We start from the raw sequence: 25,729 nt of genomic DNA, 5'->3' as shown, positions 1-25,729 counted from the left end.
GGATTTTTGTGATTCAATTTATTATAACAAGCTTCTAATCTGTAAAACATCTTTAGCTAAAATTTTACTGCTACTCTCAATAAAAAGAGTTATGATCAAGTTAACAACAAATGTCAGAGGATGATTATGATGGGTGCAATTTGGCAATTATGGTTAATTTTGATTCCCACGGGAATTGCTGCTGGGATCGTAAGTACAGCAACCGGGTTAGCATCATTGGTCTCATATCCAATTTTATTAGCAATTGGTTTACCGCCAGTGGCCGCTAACGTTACCAACACTTACGCGCTATTCTTCACTGGTGTTGGTGCCACTGTTTCCTCACAAAAGGAATTGCACGGTCACGGCAAAGATTTGCTAGTCATCTTGCCCCTAACCTTAATTGGCTGTGTTACTGGGGCGCTAATCCTCTTTGCTATTCCTGCTAGTACTTTCCAGAAAATCGTGCCTTTCTTCATCTTGTTAGCTGCCATCGTGGTGCTATTGCCTCGGCGCACAACACCGTTAGCCACAATCAGTGGTCAAACTGAAACAGGCCGGGCTAAATTCATTAAAGTCTTAACTTGGGCTGGGATTTTCCTAGTCGGCGTTTACAGCGGTTATTTCGGTGCGGCCAGTGGTGTCTTGATGTTATCGTTACTGGCGGTGATCAGTCCGTTGCCCTTTGCCCAATATAACGCTGAGAAGAATATCACTTTAGGCCTAGCTAATTTGATTTCGGCAATCGTCTACGCAACTAAAACCACCATTCAGTGGTCCTACATTATCCCGCTAGCTATTGGTTTCTTAATTGGCGGTTTCGTTGGTCCGAAAATCGTCCGCCTAATTCCTGAACGCACAATTAAAATTATCATCGGAATTGGTGCTTTCATTCTTGCTGGCAGCTTATTCGTTCAAGCTTATTTACAATAATTAATCTATCGCAACTCATTGCCAAAATAAAAAGGCATCATCAATTGATGATGTCTTTTTTATTTTGCGGCTTACCATAAAGGCTACTGATTGATGAAATTAATTGATAAGTTGTCATGACTTCAGATACAAAAAAGCCAGCAACCACGGCGTCTACAACACCTGATGATTACTGGCAAATACTGATTAGTGGGTCCCCTGGGAGTCGAACCCAGATTTCAAGAACCGGAATCTTACGTGCGATCCATTACACTAAGGACCCAATGCAACAAAAACTATTTTACCTAAAAACTTCAGGAATAGCAATAGTTTTCCGCAGATATTCTTAGATTAAGATAACTTTTCTGTTGCGTGATTAATTTGATTGGTCAGAAAATCAACATCGGTCATCATGCGGCGATATTTCTCTTCTGGTAATTCTAAGACATTGACACAGCCACGAACATGTTCAAAGATGCTTTCCTTCTTGCGTTGTGCCATGGTGGTCAGGCCAATCTCAAGCCGGCGTTCATCGGCTTGGCTACGTTGCCGTTTGATCCAGCCGTCCTTTTCTAAGCGTTTCAGTAAGGGCGTTAAGGTCCCAGAATCTAAGCCAACATGTTGGCCTAACTCTTTGACAGAAATTTTTTCTTCTTGGTAAAGCACCAATAAAACAATATATTGCGCATAGGTTAGATGGAATGGCGCTAAGGCCTGCGCATAAAAATGATTAAAAGCCTTGTGCGCTTGATAAACTTCAAAACAAAGCTGCTCATCTAACAAAATAGGTTCTGACATCGTACTTTCTCCTTACCCGACCAAACGGTTCTGCATTTTCTCCGCCATTTCGTTCAATTTACGAAGGCGATGATTAATGCCTGACTTTGAAATAGCGCCACTTGGCACCAATTGCCCTAACTCACCTAAAGTTGTTTCAGGATAAGTTAAGCGTAACTCGGCGATTTCTTGCAATTTATCTGGTAGCGAATCCAAGCCAACCGTTCGCTGTAAATACTTAATATTCTCAATTTGCCGCGTGGCAGCATCAATGGTTTTGTTCAGATTGGCTGTCTCGCAATTGACCAACCGATTAACCGAATTACGCATGTCGCGCACAATCCGAATATCCTCGAACTTCAGCATCGCATTCGTGGCGCCGATCACCCGTAAAAAGTCGGCAATTCGTTCTGCTTCCTTAAGATAGCTAATGTAACCACTGCGCCGCTCAGTTGTTTTCGCATGTAATTGGAATTGATTCATCAGCGCTAAAATATCCTGATTATGATCGTCATACAGTGAATAAATTTCCAAATGATACCGGCTAGTTTCCGGATTATTCACACTACCACCAGCTAGGAAGGCGCCACGTAAATAGGAACGGCTTAACTGGTCATCATGTAAAATCCAGTCGGGCACTCGAGTCAGGATGTTTAATTGATCGGTTTTGCTAACGATATTTAAATCGCTCAGGATTTGCTCGGCATTATTAGCCACCCGCACGATATACTGATTGTTCTTCTTTAACTTCATTTTGCGCCGAACTAGTAATTCAGCTTCAATGGCATAAGTTTGCTTCAGCAATGAATAAATTCGGCGCGCGGTGGCTGGATTTTCAGTCTGAACGTTTAAGACAAATTGCCGGTGAGCAATCGCCAAGGAACCGTTCATCCGTAACAATGCCGCTAATTCAGCGCGGGCATGTTCAGGATGAACTTCGAGTTGGGTCAACTCTTTTTTAACTTCACTTGCATAAGATGCCATTGGCCCACCTCCTACTCTAATTAATGGTTGGGCTGAAAGGCCCGGTTAAGGATTTCACGGGCAACTTTATTACCATCATGGAAGACACCATGATCATGTAATGATAAGAAATCATTGGAAATAATCCGCGTACATTGTTGCTGCAACGCTTCGAAATCATGGCTAACAGGCACTAAATATTCGTTGTATTTCTGATAATCCAAATAATCGTCAGGTACTTTTTCAGCGTTCACCAAAATCGTATCGACTCGTTTTGCACCGAGGTGTTCATTAATGATTCGCACATGATCAGCATCGCTGAAATGCTCGGTTTCGCCCTTCTGCGTCATAATATTGCAAATATAAATCACTTCAGCTGGGCTCTTCAATAAAGCTTCCTGAAGGTTTTTAACCATTAAATTAGGCAGAATACTTGTGAACAGACTGCCGGGCCCCAGGACGATCACATCGGCATCCATAATCGCTTGAATGACTGGTGTCACAGCTACTGGTTGTTCCTGAGGGTCATCGGTATCAGTTACCCAAACTCGCTTAATCTGTTTGCGTGCACCAGAAATTTCAGTTTCACCAGCCGCTGTAGTACCATCTTTAAATTCGGCATTTAAAGTTAAGGGCTCGTTAGCAACCGGATAAACGTGCCCATCAACGGCCATCATTTGCGACAAAGTTTGCACCGCATCGAAAATGTTGTGATCCATTTCAGTGAGTGCCGCAATAATCAAATTACCAATGGCATGACCGGCAAAGAAAGAGTCCTTACTTTCAAACCGGTACTGAAAAATGTCTAAGTAAGATGGCGACATATCTGATAAAGACACCAACACATTACGAATATCACCAGGTGGCACGACGTTAATATAGTCACGGATGATCCCTGACGAACCGCCGTCATCTGCCACGGTCACAATCGCGGTAATATCGGCATTTTGTTGATGAAGACTCTTTAAAATAACCGGTAAACCTGTCCCGCCACCGATAACGACAATCTTTGGCCGCCGACCTTTGATTACGCGAACAATTCGATTTGTACGACTCATGAGCGATTCACCGTTTCTTTGCGTTTTGTTAAATCACGATGGGTAATGTCAACGGGATAGCCCGCCTTTTGCAAAGCATGACCAACGCGCTCAGTTAAGGCAACTGAACGATGTTGACCACCAGTACAACCAATCGCAATCGTTAAACTTGTCTTACCTTCATTCTGATAACCTGGTAAAGCAGTGTTCAACATGGCCATAAATTGCTGGTAAAACTTTTCTGTGGCTGGCTGTTGATTCACATAGTCTGCCACCGGTTGATCGAGTCCAGTTTTATTCTTAAAAGCCGGAACATAATAAGGATTCGGTAAGAAACGCACGTCCATGACAATATCGGCGTCAATTGGCAAGCCATATTTAAAGCCAAAGGACATCACTTCAATATGAAAAACAGGATTGTCAGAACTCTTGAAGTTATCAAAAATCTCTTCCCGTAATTGGCGCGGTGACAAATTAGTGGTGTCAATAATCAGCTGGGCGCGATTACGCATCTCACCTAATAATTGCCGCTCCTTCTTAATACCGTCCAATAAACGGCCTTCCATGGCTAATGGATGGGAACGACGAGTCTCCTTATAACGACTGACCAACTCTTCATCAGAAGCGTCTAGGAACAGGATTTTAGTGGTCACAAAATTAGTGTTATCTAAACCAGATAACATTGAAATAATCTCATCGTAAAAAGCCCGCGACCGTAAGTCGATCACTAAGGCAATTTTTGTGATTTTGCCAGATTCTTTGACTAATTCCCAGAACTTAGGCAGTAAGCTTGGTGGCATATTATCGATACAGAAATAGCCCAGATCTTCAAAGGACTGGACTGCGACTGTTTTACCGGCACCACTCATCCCGGTAATAATAACTAGATTTAAAGTATCAGGTTTGACCATTTTCAACACGTCCTCTGATGAATTATAACACACCGGGCGTTTCTTGTTTGAACTTTTCGCTTAACCGCGGTGAGCAAAGGCCATAATCACATTATTTACCCCGAAAATAATAAAATAAATCGAAAGTAACATGGTCATTGTTAATAAGGAAGACAATGGATTGAAGAGCATCATAACTGCCACAACCACACCTAAAATATCTAAAATCAAAGAAATCCAGAAATAAGCTTTACCAAAGTTCCGTAAATGGCCAGCAACGATAATACCGATCACAGAATCAATCAAGAACCAAGTGGCAAAGACATAGGCAATCACAATGGCACCGACATAAATCTTGGTAATGAAGATAATCCCAATTAAAATATCGAGGACCCCGGCCAAAATAACGAAGAAGCTCATGCCATTAATATAATCACGATAATGGAAGAAGTTACCTAACCAAGAAATCCCCTGAACAATGGCCATGATCCCGAAAATCAAGACAATGCTAACAAGAGAAGCAGATGGTTGCGCCACCAAAAAGAAACCTGCAATTAAGAAAATAATACCAGATAAGAATAAGGGCCAATCAAAACCCCAAGATTTTTGTCGCCAAAACATGAACAATTCCTCCTCAAAAAAATAAATAATAACTAGATTTAGAATATCAGTTTGAACGAACATGTCAACTATTGGAACAGAGTGTGAGGGGCAGCGGGTTTTTGGCGTAGCGTAATTTCAATTATTTGATTGGGCACTGCAAGTGACCGAGCAAATAATTAAATTAGGCATAGCCATTTACCGATCCGAACACGTTTCAACACCAAAAAAATTTAACCCATGTAAGGCTATAAAACAGAATCGGTTCTGACTACATTCCGGGCTTGCTGGTTGTGGAACGCGGCCGGCATCGATTTGAACCAATTAAAGACCAAATTGTTTCAAATACGAGCCTTTGTCTAATCGCTAAAGCAATAAGACAAATTTGGCGGCTGACAACCACGCCCTCCATTCCGTCTGGGGTTGAGGTGGAGTACTTCAATTTGGTTAGTGCTTAAGGCAATTGTAGTGGAACCAATCAACTTGATTTGAATTGCAATGATAACTGAATAGCCAAGCAAAAAGCCCGTTTGACATTTCTCTGGTTTTATCCAGAAAGCTTGTCAAACAGGCCTATTAGTTTATACCGATCTGTTTTTCCAATTATTGGTAATCAGTTCTGTTAGTTTATACAGGTGGTTGCTGGGCGATTGGCGTCAGCTGTGAAATTATTCTTGGCGATTTATCGCTTAGAAAAAGCCTCGTATTTGAGATTGTTGCGCTAGCAATAAGCTCAAATCGACGGCCACTGCGTTCCACACCATCTAAATCGCCCAGCAACCACCTTCCTCAATTGGGGCAGTCTTGCCGCTATTTTGATACTTTTAAATTCTTTTCTGCAGCAACGGTGCGAGCACGATCACGTTTAAGAATTGGTGCCAAGTATTGACCAGTATAGCTAGCCTTCACCTTAGCAACTTCTTCTGGCGTACCAGTGGCCACAATTGAGCCACCGCCTTCGCCACCTTCTGGCCCTAAATCAATCAAATAGTCGGCTGATTTAATGATATCCAGATTATGCTCAATAATCAGAACAGTATTGCCTTCATCAACTAAACGATTCAATACTTCCAACAAACGTTTAATATCATCTGAATGCAAGCCAGTCGTTGGTTCATCTAAGATATAGAAGTTGTGACCTGGGGACTGTTTGTGTAACTCTGAGGCCAGTTTCATCCGTTGGGCCTCACCACCAGATAAAGTCGTGGCTGGCTGACCAAGTTGCACGTAACCTAAGCCAACATCAACAATCGTTTGTAATTTCTTACGAATCTTCGGAATTGCCGCAAAGAAGTCTAAGGCTTCGGCTACGGTCATCCGTAAGACTTCGGCAATATTTTTGCCTTTATAAGTAACTTCCAAGGTTTCTGAATTATAACGATTGCCATGACAAACTTCGCAAGGCACAAAAACATCGGGCAAGAAGTTCATCTCAATTTTAATAATGCCGTCGCCTTTACAAGCTTCACAACGACCACCTTTAATATTAAAACTGAAGCGGCCCTTCTTATAACCACGTAGCTTGGCCTCGTTCGTCTGGGCAAACAAGTCACGAATATCGTCAAAGACACCAGTATAAGTTGCCGGATTACTCCGTGGTGTCCGACCAATTGGGCTCTGGTCGATATCAATTAACCGATCAATATTGGTATAACCTTTAATCGACTTGTAAGCACCTGGCTTGGTCGAATTACGATTAAGCTTTTGAGCCAAAGCTCGTTTCAAAATCATATTGACCAGCGTTGACTTACCGGAGCCAGAAACACCAGTGACCACCACAAATTGACCTAAAGGAAAATCAACATCAATTTGCTTTAAGTTATTTTCGGCGGCACCGATCACGGTAATCTGCTTACCATTGCCAGGACGGCGCGTTAAGGGCAACGGAATAAACTTCTGACCAGATAAATATTGTCCCGTCAAAGAAGTTGGCACCTTTTCGACCTCAGCTGGCGTCCCAGCCGCCATTACCCGACCGCCTTGTTCGCCAGCGCCAGGGCCGATATCAATTAAATAATCAGCGGCGCGCATGGTATCCTCGTCGTGCTCAACCACGATTAAAGTATTGCCTAAATCACGCATTTTCTTCAACGAACTGATCAAACGATCATTGTCACGCTGATGCAACCCAATCGACGGCTCATCGAGAATATACATCACCCCAGATAAGTTGGAACCAATTTGGGTCGCTAAACGAATTCGCTGGGCTTCACCACCAGATAAGGTGCCCGCTGAACGAGACAGCGTTAAATAATCCAAGCCAACGTTCTCCAAGAAAGTCAAACGATCACGAACTTCTTTCAAAATTGGCTTCGCAATTGTCAATTGTTGGTCTGACAAAGTTAATTGAGCAAAAAATGGTAAGGCTTTGTTAACTGGCAATTCCGAAACTTGAGCGATATCTTCGCCACCGATTTTAACGGCCAATGCTTGGCGATTCAGGCGGGCGCCATGACAAGTCTCACAAGTTAACTCAGTCATATATTGCCGCATCGTTTGCCGCGTGAAATCACTATTGGTTTCATTGTAACGCCGCTTGACGTTAGGAATGACACCTTCGAATTCCACATCAACATCACGAACGCCACCAAAATCGTTTTGATAGTGGAAATGGAACTTCTTGCCTTCAGAACCGTACAACACAATTTTCCGTTGCCGTTCCGTTAACTTATTAAATGGCTTATCCATGTTGATTCGGAAAGCCTTCGCTGCTTGCTTCAATAATTCAGGATAATATTGGGAACTAATTGGATTCCATGGCGCCAAAGCACCTTGATTCAACGTCAACGATGGATCAGGAATCACTAAATCATAATCGACTGCCAGTTTGACCCCTAAGCCATCACAGTCAGGGCAAGCACCAAATGGCGCGTTAAACGAAAACAGCCGTGGTTCCATTTCGCCAACAGTAAAACCGCAAAGTGGACAAGCGTAATGTTCTGAGAAAACTAACATTTCGCCGCCGATCACATCGACATTGGCATAACCTTCTGAAAGGCGCAGCGCTGCTTCCAGCGAATCAAATAAACGTGAACGAATACCAGATTTCACGACGATCCGGTCAATCACAATATCAATATCATGCTTTTTATTCTTATCTAATTCGATTTCATCATTAATATCGTGAACTTCACCATCCACCCGAATGCGGACGTAACCTTCGCGTTTGATCTTATCGAATTCTTTCTTATGTTGGCCTTTTTTCTGGCGAACAATTGGCGAAAAAATCTGAATCTTGGTTCGCTCGGGAAGTTGTAAGACCCGATCCGCCATTTGATCAACTGATTGACTGGAAATTACCGTCCCATCATTAGGACAAATCGGCGTGCCGACTCGGGCCCACAACAACCGCAAATAATCATTGATTTCCGTCACCGTACCAACAGTTGACCGTGGATTCTTGGAAGTCGTCTTCTGATCAATTGAAATTGCTGGACTGAGACCATCAATTGAATCCACATCCGGCTTTTCCATTTGACCTAAGAACTGGCGCGCATACGCTGACAAACTTTCCACGTAACGACGCTGACCTTCAGCGTATAACGTATCAAAAGCCAGGGAACTTTTACCAGAGCCTGACAAACCAGTGACGACCACTAACTTATCGCGGGGAATCGTCACATCAATATTTTTCAAATTATGAGCGCGGGCGCCATGAATCACAATTTTGTCATTAACCAAATTTATTTCACCTCTGATTTCAACTCAAGAATCATATCACGTAAATTAGCCGCATTCTCGAAGTCTAACTCCTTGGCAGCTTGTTCCATTTGTTGGGTCAAACTCTTGAGTAAATCTTGTTTCTCTGTTTTAGACATATTCTCTAAATCAAGGTCAGCCACTTGTGCTGACTCTTCTTTAGGCGTTTCTTCATCATTCGTCTTTGTAGCCTTGATGGCATCACGAATTGGCTTAATAATTGTCGTTGGCGTAATATGATGTTCTTCATCAAATTGTTCCTGAATCTGGCGCCGCCGATTGGTTTCATCAATTGCTAAGCGCATTGAATCAGTGATTTTATCAGCGTACATGATTACTTCACCATGAGAATTTCGCGCTGCCCGACCGATTGTTTGAATTAATGGCCGCACTGAACGTAAGAAGCCTTCCTTGTCAGCATCCAAAATCGCGACTAGGGAAACTTCAGGCACATCGATCCCCTCACGCAACAAGTTGATCCCGACTAACACGTCAAACTTACCTAAACGTAAATCACGAATGATTTCCGTTCGTTCCAAAGTTTTAATGTCACTATGCAGGTACTTCACTTTAATGCCTAGATCTTTCAGATAGTCAGTTAAATCCTCAGCCATCTTCTTGGTCAAAGTTGTAATAAAGACCCGTTCATGTTGTTCAACACGTTGATTGATCTCACCAACCAAATCGTCAATTTGTCCCATGATCGGCCGCACTTCAACCTTGGGATCAAGTAACCCGGTTGGCCTAATAATCTGTTCAACCACATTATTGGTCCGCGCCAATTCGTAGTCACCAGGCGTTGCTGAAACGTACAAAATATCATGAACATGAGTTTCGAATTCAGCTAGTGTTAATGGTCGATTATCCAGGGCACTGGGTAAACGGAAGCCGTAGTCAACTAACATTTGTTTCCGCGCCCGGTCACCGTTGTACATCCCACGAATCTGGGGCATGGTCACATGAGACTCGTCAATCATAATATTGAAATCTTGCGGGAAGAAATCCAACAACGTAAATGGTGGCTCGCCTGCTTTGCGGCCTTCCATATGCCGCGAATAGTTTTCAATCCCGGAAGTGTAACCCATTTCTTGCATCATTTCAATATCATAAGTCGTCCGTTGTTCCAAACGTTGAGCTTCCAGCAACTTATTTTCGGCCTTCAACTCTTTCAAGCGACCGTCTAACTCAGCTTTGATGCGTTTAACGGCTTCGGTCATTTGCACATCGTTGGTCATAAAATGCGTCGCTGGGAAAATTGAAACTTGTTCCCGTTCGCCAATCACTTCACCAGTCAAGGCATCAACTTCAACGATTCGATCAATTTCATCGCCAAAGAATTCCACTCGCAAAGCGTGATCATCACGAGAAGCTGGGAAAATTTCAACCACATCACCACGAACACGGAAACGACCCCGTTGGAAATCAATATCATTGCGATCAAATTGCAGACTGACCAGTTCACGCAGTAATTCATTCCGATCAATCGTCATGCCTTCACGCAAGGACAAGGTACTGTCCCGATATTCTCGGGGATCACCTAAACCGAAAATACAAGAAACTGATGCGACCACAATCACATCATTTCGTTCCAGTAATGCACTAGTGGCACTATGGCGTAATTTATCGATTTCATCATTGATCGCCGAATCTTTTTCAATATAAGTGTCACTAGATGGCACATAAGCTTCTGGTTGGTAGTAATCATAATAGGAAACAAAATACTCAACCCGATTATTCGGGAAAAACTCTTTAAACTCACCATACAACTGGCCAGCCAAAGTTTTATTATGGGAAATAATCAAAGTTGGTTTATTCAACTTGGCAATAACATTGGCCATCGTAAAAGTCTTCCCTGTACCAGTGGCGCCTTCGAGAATTTCTTCTTTCTCCCCAGCTTCAAAACCGGCCGTGATTTTATCAATGGCTTGCTGCTGATCACCAGCAGGTTGATATTTTGAGACTAATTCAAAATGATGATTTGTTTCACGTTTTAACAAGTTATTGCCCCCAAACTTCTCAATCGAACACAAAAGCCCTTGAAGTCTGATTCGACCATGAAGGGCTTGAGCAATCAACAATATATCCAACTTGTTTAGTAGTTAAGCCTACTAAAAGTAATCTAATTTCAACAAGATATAGTTTACCATAGCGAACATATTTTCGCTACTTTTTCGAAATGTTTTTTTAAGTGGTACCAGTTTAATTTCAATGACTAAAAATTAACGCATGAAGTGCTAAAACATTAAAATCTATTGAAGATGGTGAAACAGATTGGCGTCTGACTCCATTGCGGGCTTGCTGGTTGTGGAACGCGGCCGACACTGATTGAAGCCTTTTTACAAAAGTCTCCAATACAGGTCTTATTGTAAGTGCTAAAGCACCAACAATAATTTGGCGGCTGACAACCACGCCCTCCATTTCGTCTGGAGTTGAATTAGTTCACTTCATATTTGTTAGTGTTTAAAGCAATTGTAGTGGGACTAATCAACTTGATTTGAATTGTGACGACAACTAAACAAAGCACAAAAATAAGCCTACTTGACAGTTTCTGGTTTTATCCAGAAATATTGCCATGTAGGCTTTGTTAGATTCCACAATCTGTTTATCTAAATAGTGATGTTGAATCTTGTTACTTTATTCAGGGTAGTTGCTGGTGACGCTAACTTTGCTAGTATTGCCAGTTAATCGAGCCAATCTAAATTATACTAGCTCAACTCAAAACGCAGTGGAGGCCGCCGGGTTGTCAGCCGCCAAATTATCCTTGGCGCTTTAGCGCTTAGGATAAGGGTTGTATTGAGATTGTTGCGTAGCAATAAGCTCAAATCAATCCCGGCAGCGTTCCACAACCCGCCGGCTGGAACGGAGTTGTCCACTACTCTGCTTAAAACCAGTTTGGATTCAAATTGATGGCCATAGCGTGCCACGCCCTCAAAATCGCCCAACGACCACCTTCCAAATTGGGGAAGTCTTGGGAATAAAATTCAAAAACAATCTTACGCTCGTTCTGGCATTAATTCTTTGGTCACATCAATTAATTTCTCGCGGTCGGCAAAATCTTCGCTTAATAAATCAGGCAAGATTTCTTTCAAGAAGTACTGAACTGAGGGCCGGCTTTGGAATAATAAAATCGTCGACAAACTCTCGCGGAAAATATCGAGAAAGACTGATTGGGGATTGCCCTTTTCAATTTCGCCAAATGATTCATACAAAAGATCGACCTTATCAGAAATCGACAAAATTTGGCCTTCTAAGGTATCATCCTTTCCCTCACTCAAGCGCCGCGTATAACGTTCCTGCAAGAATTCTGGCACTTCATTATGAATAAAGTTGCTGGTCAACTTTTCTTCAACTTCGGCTAATTGATGACGTAACTCGTGGGTCGCATATTTGACCGGCGTTTTAATATCACCAATAAAACGTTCCGTGTAGTCATGATTTAAGGCCTTCTCGTACAATAATTGCCAATTAACTTCTGCGCCATTTACTTCTTCAATATCGCCAAGTAACTGGGCAATCTCAGCAACTCGAAACGAATGAGCAGCAACTGAATGTTCCTGATACTTAAAGAATCCTGGTGCTCGATTAATACTCTCTAAATTTGCTAAACCTTGGATATACGCATGCATGCTCATAAGATAGCCCCCTAATTGATTTTAGATAAATTTTTACTATCTTAGCATAACTAATTCCGTCCGTAAACCATCATTTCTCGTTGACAACGTTTTAAATTAGAAAAAATTGATTAAAAGATGGCGACCCAATTCTTCCAAACGCGCTTCTCAGCAAAAATAAAAGAACTGCCAGCAAACTTAGCTAGCAGTTCTTAATTATAATGAGTTGACTATTTCAAGCGCGTACTTAATTCTTTTTGGTAAGCATCAAGTTTGGCCTTACCAGCAGCTTCATCTTCGGCAACAACCCCGAAGTAAAGCTTGATTTTTGGTTCGGTACCTGAAGGGCGAACGGCGATCCAAGTATCATCAGCCAAATAATACTTCAACACGTCAGCCTTTGGTAACGCCAAAGCACTTACTTGACCATTTTCAGTATGTGTTTGGGCTAAATAATCTTCATGAGCAGCAACCTTCACACCAGCAACTGCTTCAAGTGGTTGCTTACGGAAAGCAGCCATGACTTGTTTCATCTTTTCTTGACCAGCTAAACCTTCAAAATCAAAGGAAACTGTTCGTTCTTGGAAATGACCATATTCAGCATACAAGCTCTGTAAACCATCATACATAGTCATGCCCTTTTCACGATAATAGGCGGCAACTTCAGCCAGCATCACTGAAGCTTGCATGGCATCTTTATCACGGACAAATGGTTTAACCAAGTAACCGTAACTTTCTTCAAAACCAAACATGAAGTGGCCTTGGCCAGTCACTTCCATTTGTTCGATTTGTTCGCCAATATATTTGAAACCAGTTAAAACATTCCGCGTTTCAATGCCATAGTGGGCCGCGATTTTAGCTGGGAATTCACTGGAAACAATTGACTTGACAACACAACCATCTGCTGGCAAATTACCAGCCAAGCGATGGGCATCTAAAATATAATTTACCATTAAAGCTGCAATTTGATTACCAGTTAATAATTGGTAATCACCATCTGGTTGACGAACTGCAGCACCAAGGCGATCGGCATCTGGATCAGTGGCAATCAACAAATCGGCTGATTTTTCAGCACCAATTTTCTTTGCCAAAGTAAACGTTTGGGCAAATTCAGGATTAGGGAATGGTGTGGTCGCAAATTCAGGATCAAGAATAGCTTGTTCAGGAACAACGCTGATTTTAGTTAAGCCAGCCGTCCGGAAAACTCGATCATAAAGCACTTTACCAGTGCCGTGCAGTGGCGAATAAACCACGGACAAATCAGCAGCAACTTTCTTGATCAATTCTGGATTGATCGTCACAGTCGCCAATTTGGCTAAATAAGCTTCATCAATATCTTCACCAATCAATTGTAACAATTTAGCCGCCCGTAATTCTGGCACACTCATCACATTAATATCGAAAATATCAGTCACTTGTTGAATATAATTAACAATTTGACCAACTTCTTCTGGTGGCATTTGGCCGCCATCAGGACCGTAAATTTTATAACCATTATATTGCTTAGGGTTATGACTAGCTGTAATCATGATCCCAGCATATGTGTGTAAATGACGAACTGCAAATGACAATTCTGGTGTTGGCCGCAAACTGTCGAAAACAAAACTCTTGATCTGATGTGCGCCCAACACACCAGCTGCTGCAAAAGCAAATTCTTGTGAATGGTAACGAGAATCATAGCTGATCGCAACCCCAGCATTTTTTTGTGCTGGGTCAAGTTGATCCATGAATTGGGCCAAGCCCTCAGTTGCTTGTTGAACTGTATAAATGTTCATGGCATTGATCCCAGGGCCCATCACGCCACGCATACCAGCAGTCCCAAAACTCATCGGGTTCGTGAAAGCCTCTTGCAAAATAGCCTCATCACTAGCCATTGCCTTTAATTCTTTACTTAAATCCGCTGTTAAACTTGCTTGTTGCCAGCGTTGATAATTTTCTTGCCAACTCATCCAAATACCACCTTTCATCAATAATTCTATTATAGCGGATTTTGCCCCAATGAAAAGCCTTTAACCTATCTTACTGCTTCGCTTGTGACTGACAAAAAGCTATTCAACATTAAACACGAATTGATTGCAAAGATCGTCGCGAATTTACTCATTGCAGAAAGCAATTATCGTTGATTGAGGCTACTCCTAAAATAAGTTCAAAATCGCTAAAGACTGATGAAGGTGATAAAACAGGGCCAGTTCTGACTGCATTCCGGGCTGCTTGGCGTGGAACGCGGCCGACGCTGATTGAAGCCTTTTTTCAAAAGTCTTCAATACAGGTCTTATCGTAAGTGCTGAAGCACCAACGATAATTTGGCGGCTGACGCCAAGATCCCTCCATTCCGTCTGGAGTTGATGTAGCGCATGCACATTTGTTAGTTTTTAAGGCAGTGTTAGTGGGATTCATTAACTTAATTCATTCATTAAAATAGTTAAATGGCACAAAAAAAGTGGTGTGACAACTCTATCCGTAGAGATTGTCACACCACTTTTGTTTTACCACAATCTGGTCCGGCCAAATAGTGGTGCTGAATTCTGTTAGTTTCAACAGGTGGTGGCGGCGCAATTGGCGTCAGCCATGAAATTATACTTAGTGCTTTAGCACTTAGTATAAGGCTTGTATTTAAGATTTTGTGTAACAAAAGCTTAAATCAATGCCCATGGCGTTCCACGCCCACAAAATTGCGCCGCCACCACCTCTCCAAATTGGGGAAGGCTGGACGCCCATAAAATTGCTGGGTCCCTGCCGCTCTCGACTAGGCAGCGACCTAAATCAATAACACAAACCAATCATTAATGACCAACATTTAGGATCCACAGGAAGCCGACAAAGATAATCGCTAAACCATACATCACTGCTGAAACTTCTTTGCCACGTTTAGCAGCAATCATGAAAATAGGATAAGTGATCAAACCTAAGGCCATCCCGTCAGAAATTGAATAAGTCAACGGCATCCCAATGACAATCAAGAACGATGGCACGGCGATTTCTAAATGAGCCCAATCAATTTTAGTCAATGATGAGGCCATCAATACCCCAACAATAATCAGTGCTGGCGCCGTTACTTGGCTAGTAACAACTGATAATAATGGCGAGAAGAACATGCCCAAGATAAAGAACAACCCAGTAAATACTGCGGTCATTCCGGAGCGACCACCAACAGCAATCCCAGCTGATGATTCAACATAGGCGCCAACTGGTGAAGTCCCTAGAATTGAGCCAACCAGCATGGCGGAAGAATCAGCCGCCAAAGCTTTACCGACACGAGGCATTTTATTGTCTTTCATAAATCCAGCTTGTTGGGCCAAGCCTACTAAAGTACCGGCCGTATCGAAGAAAGTCACTAGCAGGAAGGTTAACACCACGACCCACATTTGCAAGGTATTAATTTGGCCAACATTTTTAAAGGCAACGCCAAAAGTTGGTGCTAAGCTAGGCGCGCCAGAAATGATGCCTTTTGGTAAAGGAATCATTTTAGTGACGATCCCTAAAACTGAGGTGGCAAACATCCCGACGAAAATCGCTCCCGGAACTTTGCGAATCATTAAAATGACAGTGATCAATAAGCCAAAAATCGTCAACCAAGTACTTGGTGTCTGCAGCGAACCTAAACCAACCACCGTCGATTTATTGGCTATGATCAGCCCGCCGCCTTGTAAACCAATAAAAGCAATAAACAAGCCAATCCCTGAAGAAATCGCGAATTTCAAATCCGCGGGGATCGCATTAATAATTTTTTCGCGTAATTTTAAAACGGTAATCAGAATAAAAATCAGTGACGCAACAAACACGCCAGTTAAAGCTGTTTGCCAAGGAATCTTCATGCCGATCACAACAGTATAAGCAAAAAAGGCGTTAATTCCTAGCGCTGGTGCTGAAGCAATCGGATAGCGCGCTAAAATTCCCATCACCAAACAGCCAAAAGCACTAGCCAAAGCAGTGGCCGTAAAAACAGCCCCTTTATTCATTCCAGCTGCCCCTAAAACGCTGGGATTAACAAATAAAATATATGACATGCTAACAAAAGTCGTTAACCCGGCAATCAACTCGCGCCGCCATGAAGTACCTAATTCTTCAAACTGAAAATAATTCTCCAACTGTGTTCGCATATCGTCCACCCTTTATTAATGTTCGTGTTTTGCTATTTTTAAAAGCCATTTACTATCATAATATAATATTGGACGAATGTAAATAAATTTATAAAATATAATGTTCGTGTTTTACTCAAAAAAGCAAAAAAAGCGTCTTGCCACTCAACTTGAATGACAAGACGCTCCTTAAATATTTTGAATTATGCTTTAACAGCCTGTGTTTCATCTTGTAAATCTTGTAAATAATCAAAAGCAGCTTGTCCAGCTAAGCCACCTTCGCCAACCGCGTTCGCAATTTGGCGTAAGTGTTTCTGACGAACATCGCCAACCGCAAAGATACCAGGAACAGCTGTATGACTAGTTTCGTCAGTCTTGATCCAACCAGCTTCATCCAAAATGCCTAAATCTTTAAATGGTTCCGTCATTGGTTCGATCCCCACATAAATAAAGACACCAGTAGCTGGCAAATCATGCTCTTCGTTAGTCACTTTATCGCGATAACGGACGGCCGTAATCTTCTGATCATCACCAACAATTTCTTGAACGTCAGCATTCCAAACGAACTCAATTTTCTCATTCGCAAAAGCACGACGTTGTAAAATCTTCTGCGCCCGTAAACTGTCACGGCGATGAACAATCGTTACTTTGCTAGCTAATTGGGCTAAGTAAATCCCCTCTTCAACGGCTGAGTCGCCGCCACCAATGACCGCAACTTCTTTACCCTTGAAGAAAGCCCCATCGCAGACCGCGCAGTAAGACACACCGCGGCCAGAATATTTCTCTTCACCAGGCACACCTAAATGGCGATGTTCAGCACCAGTGGCAATAATGACAGCTTTTGCTTCGTACTCGCCATCATCAGTCACAATTGTCTTGTAATCATGATGGTCAACAACTGACTTCACGGTGCCATAAGTATATTCAGCCCCAAATTGAGTTGCTGAAGCATACATTTTTTCGCCTAATTCTGGCCCTAAAATTGATTTAAATCCAGGATAGTTTTCAATGGCAGCCGTGTTGTTCATTTGACCACCGTAAATACCCCGATCTAGCATCAAAACGGACAAGTTAGACCGTGAGGCATACAAAGCAGCCGTCATCCCGCCAGGACCAGCGCCAATGACAATGACATCATATTTTTTAACCATGGCCAAATCTCCCTTACTTTTTATAAGTAATACTATAACGGCTCTGAGCAGAAATGTCCACTAAAATGTTTCTCTGCTAAAACTTTTCTTGTCTAGTTTGTAAAAATTAACGTTGGAAGTCCATTTCTCGGCGACCACGACGTTGCATCAACTTGGTGATTTCATCTTCAACATTGGCATCTTCATACAAAACACGGTAAATACTTTCGGAAATTGGCATTTCGACGTGATGTTGTTCCGCCAATTCATGAGCGGCCTTGGCTGTCCCCACGCCTTCAACAACTTGACCCATGTTGGCTAAAACTTCATCCAACTTCTGGCCTTGACCCAAGGCATTACCACAACGCCAATTACGGGAATGCACACTGGTACAAGTGACAATCAAATCGCCAATGCCAGACAAGCCCATGAAAGTTAGCGGATTAGCCCCCATTTCAATCCCCAAACGGCTGATTTCAGCCAAGCCGCGGGTGATCAAAGCTGCCTTAGTATTGTCACCATAGCCGAGGCCATGAAGAATCCCGGCGCCAATGGCAATCACATTTTTAAGGGCGCCGCCTAATTCAACGCCGACCATATCATCATTAGTATACAGCCGGAAATAATCATTCATGAAAATGGATTGCACCCATTCAGCATCACCAATATTTTGCGAGGCAACGGTTAACGACGTAATATCATGAGTTGCCACATCTTCAGCATGACTAGGACCTGAGAAAATAACTAAACCTTCTGCTAATTCAGCCGGAAATTCATCATTAATAATCTGCGAAATCCGCTTATGGCTATTTTGCTCCAAGCCTTTCGTGGCACTAATAATAATTGGCTTAGCACCTGTTTCTGCTAAAATTGGTGCCACTTGCTTGGCAACAATGCGCATTGCTGCTGTTGGAATAACAAACAAAATAGCTTGAACATCTGCCAACGTTGCTTTTAAATCCAAAGTTGCTTCCACTTTTGGACTGACTTTAAATTCAGGTAAATAATGCTTATTGGTGTGATAGTCATTAATTTCAGCAGCTGTTTCAGCGCTATTACCCCAAAGTTTGACATCATGGCCATTATTGGCAAGTAAATCGGCTAAAACAGTGCCCCAAGACCCAGCACCTAAAACTGCAATTTTTACTGACAAAAAAATTCACTCCTTAGTAGATTAGTTGTGAAAGTCGGTGGGTTTTTGGCGTAGTGTAATTTCAAATATTTGCATGAGCTGGTGTAACCAGATCGTGTGAATATTTAAATTGCACCTAGCCATTTACCGACTTGAACACGATTAGATTAGTTGTGAGAAGCAGCGCACTTTTGGCGTAGAGTAACTTCAAATAATTGGTTGAGCGGCATAGCCGATCGAGCAATTATTTAAGTTAATCATAGCCATTTGCTGCTTCGAACACGATTAGATTAGTTGTGAGGAGCAGCGTTCTTTAACACTACGCACGCCCACAATATTTTCATTAATTACGCTTCTTGGCGGCTTGATAATTACCATCGAGATACCACTTGATTTGTGGCTCGTTTCGACGGCGTAGCCAGATCCAAAGTATTCCGCCAACAACTAACACAGCTGATAATAATTGGGAAACGCGGATTTGACCAAAGAGATATAAACTATCGGTGCGCATGCCTTCAATAAACATGCGACCAAATGCATACCAAATGACGTAACTTAGGAACACTTCACCTTGCTTGAATAAATGAGGTCGATGCCGCAAGCTCATTAGCAAGATAAAACCTAATAAACTCCACATTGATTCATACAAGAAGGTTGGCTGACGATAAGCACCGTCAATTAACATTTGTTGCACGATAAAGTGTGGCAAATGCAGCGATTGTAAGAATGATAGCGTGGTTTTCGCACCGAAGGCTTCTTGGTTCATAAAGTTGCCCCAGCGGCCAATTGCTTGCGCTAAAATAACCGTTGGCGCCAGCACGTCCAATAATAGCCAGGCTGGAATTTCCCGCTGGGCACAAAAAATCAGTAACACGATCACAGCGGCAATCAAGCCACCATAAATGGCAATCCCACCGTTCCAAATCTTAATAATATCACCGGGATGTTGGGAATAATAACCCCACTCAAAAATCACATAATACAAACGCGCCCCAACTAAGGAAATTGGCAACATCCAAAAGAGCAAATCGACAATATCATCTGGATCAATTTGGCGACGCCGAGCCTCACGCATACTGAGGTAAACCGCCAAAACAACGCCGAAAGTAATAATGATACCATACCAGCGAACGTGTAAACTACCTAAGGAAAAGGCGACTGGATTTAAAGCAAGTAGAAAATTAATCATGAGGATCATCCTTTTTCTCAGTTTCTGGTTGAGGTTTCGTTGGCACTTGTTGAGCCGCCTCCGCCCCTTCGTCTTCAATTGAGTTCTCTTTAATCAATGAACTTAAATTAGATTCGAAGACCTTGGTAGCGTCATAGCCCATGGAACGAGCCCGGAAGTTCATCGCCGCCACTTCGATGATAATGGCCAAATTACGACCAACTTTAACAGGAATCGTGATTTTAGGAACAGCCACATCAAAAATCATTTGGACCTTTTCGTCACTGCCTAAACGATCATAATTCCGATCTTTCTGCCAGTTCTCCAAGTTGACGATTAGGGAAATTGGCGTCTCGGTCCGGACAGCACCAGCGCCAAACAAGTTCATCACATCAATAATACCAATCCCACGAATTTCCATTAAATTCTTTAAAATCCGCGGTGCTTCACCAACAACCGTGTTTTCATCCCGTTGGTAAACGTCAACCCGATCATCAGCAATTAATCGATGGCCACGTTTAACCAGCTCCAAGGCGGTTTCACTTTTCCCAACCCCAGAATTACCAACAATCAGAACACCTAAGCCATAAACATCCACTAAAACACCATGCATGCTGCGACGTTCGGCTAATTGCGTATGCAAATATTCAGTCAAGACACTGGATAACCGCGTCGTTGGTAATTCTGATCCCAGAATTGGCACACCACCACGTGTTGCTTCGTCAATCATTTCTTGAGTGGCTGGCAACCCCCGACTAATAATAAAAGCAGGCGTATCTTTCTCACACATGCGTCGAACAACAACCTTGCGTTCTTCACTGGTCAAACTACTAGCAAAAGCTGACTCAGTTCGACCAAAAACCTGTAATCGATTATGTGGATAGTAAGTGAAATAACCAGTCAATTCCAGACCGGGACGAGAAATATCGCTAATTGTAATTTGGCGTTGATTTAAAAATTCCTTACCTGAAATAACGTGCAATTTTAATGCATCTACTAATTGCTTAACTAAGATACCCTCAGCCATAATTGCCTCCATTATCAAACGTTTATTTCTAATTTTAACATTTTTTATAGTAAGTTGCGAAAGTTGCCAGAATTGATTCTGCTAATTTCTGATTAAAGTTTGAACGCAGTAAAATTAGGTGAAGGTGTAAAAACAGAATGGCGTCTGACTCTGTTTCGGGCTGCTTGGCGTGGAACGCTGCCGACATTGATCTGAGCCAATTACAAATCAAATTGTCTCAGATACAAGTCTTGTACTAAGCGGTAAACCGCTAAGAACAATTTGGCGGCTGACGCCAAGATCCCTCCACGCCGTCTGGAGTTGAAGTGTGTCACTTTATCTTTGCTAGCAATCAATGCAGTCATTGTAAGATTGTAGCAAATATTTGAATGATGTCATGACCTTAATTTTCCCTTGATGTCAATCGTTAGGCCCTATCTGGATTAAACTTGCGGAATGAAGCAAAAATAGTTTTTTTACTGTTCAACTATTACTCTTGATTAAAGCAAGTTAACGAATCCCGCTACTACTGCCTCAAACACTAGCAAAGGTAAAGTGAACCAACTCAACTCCAGACGGAATGGAGGGCGTGGTTGTCAGCCGCCAAATTTGTCTTGCCGCTTTAGCGGTTAGACAAAGGCTCGTATTTGAAACAATTTGGTCTTCAATTGGTTCAAATCGATGCCGGCAGCGTTCCACAACCAGCAAGCCCGCAATGCAGTCAGACGCTATTCTGTTTTTGAACTTATGTCACCACTTATATCTGAGATTGTTGCGCAGCAATAAGCTCAGATCAATGCCCACCATATTCCACGCCCGAAAAATCGCTGGGCCCCTGCCGTTTTCAACTAAGGAGCGACTGACATCTATCTAAGCTAACCTTCAAATTCGCATTTTAAACAAACCCGTTGCAACAACAAAAAAGCCGACTAGTTTTTCACTAATCGACTTTTGTTATTTATTAGAAGTCGCCCCATTCATCATGATGCTCGTCGCGTTCTTTCACATCATGCAACTCTTTGCGGGCCCGAAGACCTGATTGTTGATAATGTTGATAAGACTGCTGACCACCATAATGATGATGACTTTGGTGGTGATTGCGATTAAGCAACCAGCTGACCACTGCTGCAATGATAATCACCGGTAAGATGAACTTCAAGAGTCCAATGAACAGGCCAATTGTCCCGGCAATCAATGAAATCACAATTAAAATCAGCAGCGGTACGAGTAGACAAAGTAATAATAAAGTTAACAAATTTAACACCTCATTGTTGTTTAAAACAGTTTAGAAATCGCTCCACTGGTTATCATCATGATTCTCAGATTGTTGGTCGGTTTCGTGCTTAGAATCAGTATATCGGTTTCGATCGATATTTTGGGGCGGATTAGGCATGATCAACATCAAAATGATGTATGGGAAGAGACCGACTCCAGCAAAGAAGAAAGCTGCCACAAATATAATTCGAATCAAGGTCGGATCAACATTAAAGTATTCACCTAAACCACCACAGACACCAGCAAACTTACGATTAGTTGCTGACCGATATAATTTCTTTTCCATAACGAACCCTCCAAGGACAAACGACAAATTATTGATTATCTTTTAAATAGATCGAACCAGACGTGCTTGATAGTTGTAATTTAGTTTCAGGGTGATCACCACGTGTAAAGGACATATTAGCGCCAGTCGTGGAACGTTGATCATCGATTTGTAAGCCGAAGCTCCGCGTATTCACTTGACCAAAACTAGTTTTGGCAGTGCCTGAGAAAGTTAAGCTAGCAGGAACGGCAATTTTAACATTACCATTGACCGAGGATGCTTCTAAGCGATGCAAATCATCATTGCTTAAAGTTGCCTTGACGTTGCCATGAACTGTTGATAATTTACCAGCTTGTAATTGACCGACCACCGTCGCGTTACCATTGACAGTGCTCAACAGCAATTCCCGCAATTCAGCGTTTAGAACATCAATGGCACCATTAACGTCTTCAGCCTCAACCATAGTTGCTTGTAAATCAGTGATTGAAATCTTGCCGTTGGTTGTCTTCAAATAGACATCCTTAGCTTGTAAAGCGCCAATATTGATTGAGCCATTCAACAGATTCAGATTAATATGGTCATAAACCCGTGCTGGTAAGTAGATATCTAAGTTTGCTTGAATACGCTTGTTAGGCACTTGGAAAATAAAATGATCGTCATTAACATCAATTCGGCTGCGATCAGTGAAGGCTGTTAATTTATCAGCTTCATCCATTTTGCCATAAAGCTTGATGTTAGCAGCAACTTTAATATCTGGTTGTTCCCAGCGATTTAAAGTGACATCACCATTGGCATTCTTCACGTCTAAAATCGTAGCGCCGCAATTTTCAAAAACAAAGTCATGTTTGAAACTTGTGGTAGCTAAACCTGGCACTTTGAAGGTCACATCGTTCCAATCAATGTTATCCATCACGTTCTTGAAGGCGTCACGCATATAACCGCCAAATTGGCTGCCAAGATCACCGACTTTTTCGCCAAAATCCGACATTTCTTTGCCATACTTGTTACCAAATTGAGTGCCAAAGTCGCCCAACTTTTCACCAAAGTCATTTAAAGTAGCATTGGTGTTATCGCGTAAATGATCAAAATTCAAGTTGATTTTGATTCGTTTACGATTAACTTGACTAATTTGTTGGTTGAGTTGATCAATTTGACCTTGTAACTCATCACGAGTCAATTGTAGATTATCAACAGTTTGTTGTAATTCGACTACTCGTGATTTGGCAGCAACTCGTTCCTGACGCTTCTCATCAGTCAAGCTGTCCAAGTCTTCCATTGCATCAATCACGGTGATGTGTTCTTGATCTAATTGAATTTGCTTACTAACAGCGGCAATTTTTTGCTCGGTTTCAGCCAAATCTTCATTATGATCAGCTAAATCATCTTTCAAATCACTTAATTGATCTTCCAAATCATCTAAAGCTTCTTGGCGAGCCTCTTCAGCTTCTTGTGCTGCCTCGCGTCGTTCTTCTTCGGCTTCCTTGCGTTCCTCTTCAGCTTCTTCACGAGCTTCGGCGGCTTCTTGTTCAGCCTCTTCACGGTCAGCGGCTTCGTCATCATTTTGGTCAGAATAATTTGTTGGTTGTGAGTTAGGAGTTGTATTGGCATTTTTCTTGGATAGGTTTTCTAATAAGACCAAACCTTCTTCGGAAGAAATAACACCTTTTTTAACTAAATCTAGAATTCTTTCGCGTTCGTTCATTGTGATAACCTCCATTGGTTAATGGTTAAATTCCATCTCGATTACAAATACTATTATGCATCCTTCCGAATAAATAGTCATAGGCCTTAGGGTGGATTTTCGTCTCAGACTGACGACGTTAATTCATTTCAGCCCTCATTTAGAAAAAATTCGGCGCTATTACTAGTAGTAACGCGATTTTTAATCACCAGCTAAATCTAGTATAATAAACCACATTGACCTTGAATGGAGGAACTGCCTTGCCCAAACGTCACGATCCAGTGCATGAACGTCTGCTGATTGGTTTCCTGTTAACTTTAGCAGGCGGGGCCCTAGATGCTTATACTTATTTAAATCACGGCCAAGTTTTCGCGGGCTTGCAAACCGGAAACGTTATTCTGCTGACCTTACATTTAGCTAACGGTAATTGGCCCCTCGTCGGCCACTACCTAATGCCAATCATCGCCTTCGCAATTGGGATTTTTGCCACCGTTTCAATCGAACATTATTTTCAAAAAAATCGCCGTTTCCAGTGGCAACACATTGTTCTACTTTTGGAAATTATCGGCTTGATTGCCGTGGCATTGCTCAGCAACCACTGGAACGATTTATGGATCACCTGCTTAATTTCATTAGTGGCAGCACTACAATATCAGACTTTCCGCCGCATTAAGGGGCGCCCTTTCACGACCATCATGGCCACTGGTAATATTCGCAATATCGCCGTTTTTCTCTGGCTGGCCCTCTTAAAACGCGAACCAGAAAAATTACATCAGGCTGGAGAAAGTTTATTGATCGTGCTGGCTTTCATGCTCGGTGCTTTGATCAGCGGATTGCTGACGCCACTGTGGCACCAACTAACGGTGCTCTTTATCGTGCTTGATCTCATTATTATTCTGGGAATTCTCCAATGGGCAACCCACCGTGGACTTCAACAATAGGCTGGTACCAGACCTTTGTAATTATCAAAATAGTTGCTAGTTGATTTGAACTTTGAAGCTGTGGTCTTGATTTAGTCGCTCCTTAGTATAGAACGGCAGGGGCCCAGCGATTTTATGGGCGTGGAACATGGTGGGCGTTGATTTGAGCTTATTGCTCCGCAACAATCTCTAATACAAGTGGGTGACATAAGTTCAAAAACAGAATGGCGTCTGACTCTGTTCCGGGCTGCTTGGCGTGGAACGCGGCCGACGTTGATCTGAGCCAATTACAAATCAAATTGTCTCAGATACAAGTCTTATTGTAAGTGCTAAAGCACCAACAATAATTTGGCTGCTTCTCGCAAGCTCCTACGCAAATAAAACCCGATTGGCTGACGCCAAGATCCCTTCACGCCGTCTGGAGTTAAAGTGTGTCACTTTATCTTTGTTAGCAATCAATGCAGCCATTGTAAGATTGCAACAAATATTTGAACGATGTCATGACCTTAATTTCACCATTGACGCCAATGCCTAGATTAACTTGCGGAATGAAGCACCACTATTTAGCCAAACCAGATTGTGGTAAAACAAAACCGGTGTGACAA

General features: G+C 42.3%; 23 protein-coding genes and 1 tRNA gene. 3 read left to right on the top strand and 21 right to left on the bottom strand.

Annotated elements, in window-relative coordinates; translation table 11 throughout:
- Positions 1–129 precede the first annotated feature (129 nt).
- Complete coding sequence (locus EKM82_RS03490) at positions 130–912, top strand: sulfite exporter TauE/SafE family protein (protein ID WP_125766969.1); 783 nt, start codon at positions 130–132, stop codon at positions 910–912.
- A 190-nt stretch (positions 913–1,102) separates the two neighbouring features.
- Here EKM82_RS03490 and EKM82_RS03485 read toward each other — a convergent pair.
- From EKM82_RS03485 to hprK, 18 genes are all read right to left on the bottom strand, one after another.
- Positions 1,103–1,174: transfer RNA gene (locus tag EKM82_RS03485), tRNA-Arg, on the bottom strand.
- A gap of 68 nt (positions 1,175–1,242) precedes the next feature.
- Entirely contained in the window at positions 1,243–1,689 is a 447-nt protein-coding gene (locus tag EKM82_RS03480; RefSeq protein ID WP_125766930.1) for a MarR family winged helix-turn-helix transcriptional regulator, read from the bottom strand.
- Between the two features lie 12 nt (positions 1,690–1,701).
- A complete protein-coding gene (whiA, locus tag EKM82_RS03475; protein WP_125766929.1) occupies positions 1,702–2,652 on the bottom strand; it encodes a DNA-binding protein WhiA in 951 nt (316 codons plus the stop codon).
- 20 nt (positions 2,653–2,672) lie between these two features.
- On the bottom strand, positions 2,673–3,689 hold the full coding sequence (locus EKM82_RS03470) for a gluconeogenesis factor YvcK family protein (RefSeq protein WP_125766928.1): 1,017 nt from the start codon (positions 3,687–3,689) through the stop codon (positions 2,673–2,675).
- Positions 3,686–4,579, bottom strand: coding sequence for an RNase adapter RapZ (gene rapZ, locus EKM82_RS03465; protein ID WP_125766927.1), 894 nt, complete (start codon positions 4,577–4,579; stop codon positions 3,686–3,688). Before rapZ ends, EKM82_RS03470 begins: the two co-directional genes overlap by 4 nt.
- A 60-nt stretch (positions 4,580–4,639) precedes the next feature.
- Positions 4,640–5,179 carry an HdeD family acid-resistance protein gene (locus EKM82_RS03460; RefSeq protein WP_164508084.1) on the bottom strand — a complete coding sequence of 180 codons (540 nt, stop codon included), beginning with the start codon at positions 5,177–5,179 and terminating at the stop codon, positions 4,640–4,642.
- Between the two features lie 250 nt (positions 5,180–5,429).
- Positions 5,430–5,570, bottom strand: coding sequence for a hypothetical protein (locus tag EKM82_RS11275; RefSeq protein ID WP_164508083.1), 141 nt, complete (start codon positions 5,568–5,570; stop codon positions 5,430–5,432).
- A 215-nt stretch (positions 5,571–5,785) separates the two neighbouring features.
- Complete coding sequence (locus tag EKM82_RS11270; RefSeq protein ID WP_164508082.1) at positions 5,786–5,938, bottom strand: hypothetical protein; 153 nt, start codon at positions 5,936–5,938, stop codon at positions 5,786–5,788.
- A 30-nt stretch (positions 5,939–5,968) separates the two neighbouring features.
- Positions 5,969–8,839, bottom strand: coding sequence for an excinuclease ABC subunit UvrA (gene uvrA / locus EKM82_RS03455; RefSeq protein WP_125766925.1), 2,871 nt, complete (start codon positions 8,837–8,839; stop codon positions 5,969–5,971).
- 2 nt (positions 8,840–8,841) lie between these two features.
- Positions 8,842–10,854 (bottom strand): excinuclease ABC subunit UvrB, encoded by a 2,013-nt coding sequence (gene uvrB, locus EKM82_RS03450; RefSeq protein ID WP_125766924.1) that lies wholly within the window; start codon positions 10,852–10,854, stop codon positions 8,842–8,844.
- Between the two features lie 208 nt (positions 10,855–11,062).
- Positions 11,063–11,275: a hypothetical protein gene (locus tag EKM82_RS11265; protein WP_164508081.1), complete on the bottom strand. Its 213-nt coding sequence runs from the start codon at positions 11,273–11,275 to the stop codon at positions 11,063–11,065.
- Between the two features lie 575 nt (positions 11,276–11,850).
- Positions 11,851–12,489: a YfbR-like 5'-deoxynucleotidase gene (locus EKM82_RS03445; RefSeq protein ID WP_125766923.1), complete on the bottom strand. Its 639-nt coding sequence runs from the start codon at positions 12,487–12,489 to the stop codon at positions 11,851–11,853.
- A gap of 209 nt (positions 12,490–12,698) precedes the next feature.
- Positions 12,699–14,417 carry a phospho-sugar mutase gene (locus tag EKM82_RS03440; protein WP_125766922.1) on the bottom strand — a complete coding sequence of 573 codons (1,719 nt, stop codon included), beginning with the start codon at positions 14,415–14,417 and terminating at the stop codon, positions 12,699–12,701.
- 834 nt (positions 14,418–15,251) lie between these two features.
- Positions 15,252–16,568, bottom strand: coding sequence for an NCS2 family permease (locus tag EKM82_RS03435; RefSeq protein WP_125766921.1), 1,317 nt, complete (start codon positions 16,566–16,568; stop codon positions 15,252–15,254).
- Between the two features lie 182 nt (positions 16,569–16,750).
- A complete protein-coding gene (gene trxB / locus EKM82_RS03430; RefSeq protein WP_125766920.1) occupies positions 16,751–17,698 on the bottom strand; it encodes a thioredoxin-disulfide reductase in 948 nt (315 codons plus the stop codon).
- 106 nt (positions 17,699–17,804) lie between these two features.
- Entirely contained in the window at positions 17,805–18,830 is a 1,026-nt protein-coding gene (locus tag EKM82_RS03425) for an NAD(P)H-dependent glycerol-3-phosphate dehydrogenase (protein WP_125766919.1), read from the bottom strand.
- Between the two features lie 322 nt (positions 18,831–19,152).
- A complete protein-coding gene (gene lgt, locus EKM82_RS03420; protein ID WP_191988100.1) occupies positions 19,153–19,995 on the bottom strand; it encodes a prolipoprotein diacylglyceryl transferase in 843 nt (280 codons plus the stop codon).
- A complete protein-coding gene (gene hprK / locus EKM82_RS03415; protein ID WP_125766917.1) occupies positions 19,991–21,004 on the bottom strand; it encodes an HPr(Ser) kinase/phosphatase in 1,014 nt (337 codons plus the stop codon). The genes lgt and hprK overlap by 5 nt, the downstream gene beginning before the upstream one ends.
- A gap of 559 nt (positions 21,005–21,563) precedes the next feature.
- Here hprK and EKM82_RS11260 point away from each other — a divergent pair.
- Positions 21,564–21,857, top strand: coding sequence for a hypothetical protein (locus EKM82_RS11260; RefSeq protein ID WP_164508080.1), 294 nt, complete (start codon positions 21,564–21,566; stop codon positions 21,855–21,857).
- A gap of 87 nt (positions 21,858–21,944) precedes the next feature.
- Here the strand turns inward: EKM82_RS11260 and EKM82_RS03410 are convergent, their stop codons facing one another.
- Genes EKM82_RS03410 through liaX form a run of 3 tightly spaced genes read right to left on the bottom strand, consistent with a single transcriptional unit; the run spans position 21,945 to position 24,225 of the window.
- Positions 21,945–22,238 carry a hypothetical protein gene (locus EKM82_RS03410; protein WP_125766916.1) on the bottom strand — a complete coding sequence of 98 codons (294 nt, stop codon included), beginning with the start codon at positions 22,236–22,238 and terminating at the stop codon, positions 21,945–21,947.
- A gap of 30 nt (positions 22,239–22,268) precedes the next feature.
- On the bottom strand, positions 22,269–22,544 hold the full coding sequence (locus tag EKM82_RS03405) for a PspC domain-containing protein (RefSeq protein WP_125766915.1): 276 nt from the start codon (positions 22,542–22,544) through the stop codon (positions 22,269–22,271).
- A gap of 28 nt (positions 22,545–22,572) precedes the next feature.
- On the bottom strand, positions 22,573–24,225 hold the full coding sequence (gene liaX, locus EKM82_RS03400; RefSeq protein WP_164508079.1) for a daptomycin-sensing surface protein LiaX: 1,653 nt from the start codon (positions 24,223–24,225) through the stop codon (positions 22,573–22,575).
- A 239-nt stretch (positions 24,226–24,464) separates the two neighbouring features.
- Between liaX and EKM82_RS03395 the strand changes: the two genes are divergently transcribed.
- On the top strand, positions 24,465–25,145 hold the full coding sequence (locus tag EKM82_RS03395) for a YoaK family protein (RefSeq protein WP_164508078.1): 681 nt from the start codon (positions 24,465–24,467) through the stop codon (positions 25,143–25,145).
- The last annotated feature ends 584 nt before the right edge of the window (positions 25,146–25,729 follow it).

The sequence above is a fragment of the Lapidilactobacillus wuchangensis genome (assembly GCF_003946645.1).
GTDB classification, from domain to species: Bacteria; Bacillota; Bacilli; order Lactobacillales; family Lactobacillaceae; genus Lapidilactobacillus; species Lapidilactobacillus wuchangensis.
This window is presented reverse-complemented; position numbering and strand designations above follow the sequence as displayed.

Excerpts from the sequence above, each read along its gene's own strand:
- EKM82_RS03460 (WP_164508084.1), bottom strand. The coding sequence starts at position 5,179 with ATGTTTTGGCGACAAAAATCTTGGGGTTTTGATTGGCCCTTATTCTTA.
- EKM82_RS11275 (WP_164508083.1), bottom strand. The coding sequence starts at position 5,570 with ATGGAGGGCGTGGTTGTCAGCCGCCAAATTTGTCTTATTGCTTTAGCG.
- EKM82_RS03435 (WP_125766921.1), bottom strand. The coding sequence starts at position 16,568 with ATGCGAACACAGTTGGAGAATTATTTTCAGTTTGAAGAATTAGGTACT.
- EKM82_RS03405 (WP_125766915.1), bottom strand. The coding sequence starts at position 22,544 with ATGGAAAAGAAATTATATCGGTCAGCAACTAATCGTAAGTTTGCTGGT.
- EKM82_RS03470 (WP_125766928.1), bottom strand. The coding sequence starts at position 3,689 with ATGAGTCGTACAAATCGAATTGTTCGCGTAATCAAAGGTCGGCGGCCA.
- hprK (WP_125766917.1), bottom strand. The coding sequence starts at position 21,004 with ATGGCTGAGGGTATCTTAGTTAAGCAATTAGTAGATGCATTAAAATTG.
- EKM82_RS03480 (WP_125766930.1), bottom strand. The coding sequence starts at position 1,689 with ATGTCAGAACCTATTTTGTTAGATGAGCAGCTTTGTTTTGAAGTTTAT.
- rapZ (WP_125766927.1), bottom strand. The coding sequence starts at position 4,579 with ATGGTCAAACCTGATACTTTAAATCTAGTTATTATTACCGGGATGAGT.
- whiA (WP_125766929.1), bottom strand. The coding sequence starts at position 2,652 with ATGGCATCTTATGCAAGTGAAGTTAAAAAAGAGTTGACCCAACTCGAA.
- trxB (WP_125766920.1), bottom strand. The coding sequence starts at position 17,698 with ATGGTTAAAAAATATGATGTCATTGTCATTGGCGCTGGTCCTGGCGGG.
- EKM82_RS11265 (WP_164508081.1), bottom strand. The coding sequence starts at position 11,275 with ATGGAGGGCGTGGTTGTCAGCCGCCAAATTATTGTTGGTGCTTTAGCA.
- EKM82_RS03490 (WP_125766969.1), top strand. The coding sequence starts at position 130 with ATGGGTGCAATTTGGCAATTATGGTTAATTTTGATTCCCACGGGAATT.
- EKM82_RS03445 (WP_125766923.1), bottom strand. The coding sequence starts at position 12,489 with ATGAGCATGCATGCGTATATCCAAGGTTTAGCAAATTTAGAGAGTATT.
- EKM82_RS11260 (WP_164508080.1), top strand. The coding sequence starts at position 21,564 with ATGGAGGGCGTGGTTGTCAGCCGCCAAATTTGTCTTGCCGCTTTAGCG.
- EKM82_RS03440 (WP_125766922.1), bottom strand. The coding sequence starts at position 14,417 with ATGAGTTGGCAAGAAAATTATCAACGCTGGCAACAAGCAAGTTTAACA.
- liaX (WP_164508079.1), bottom strand. The coding sequence starts at position 24,225 with ATGAACGAACGCGAAAGAATTCTAGATTTAGTTAAAAAAGGTGTTATT.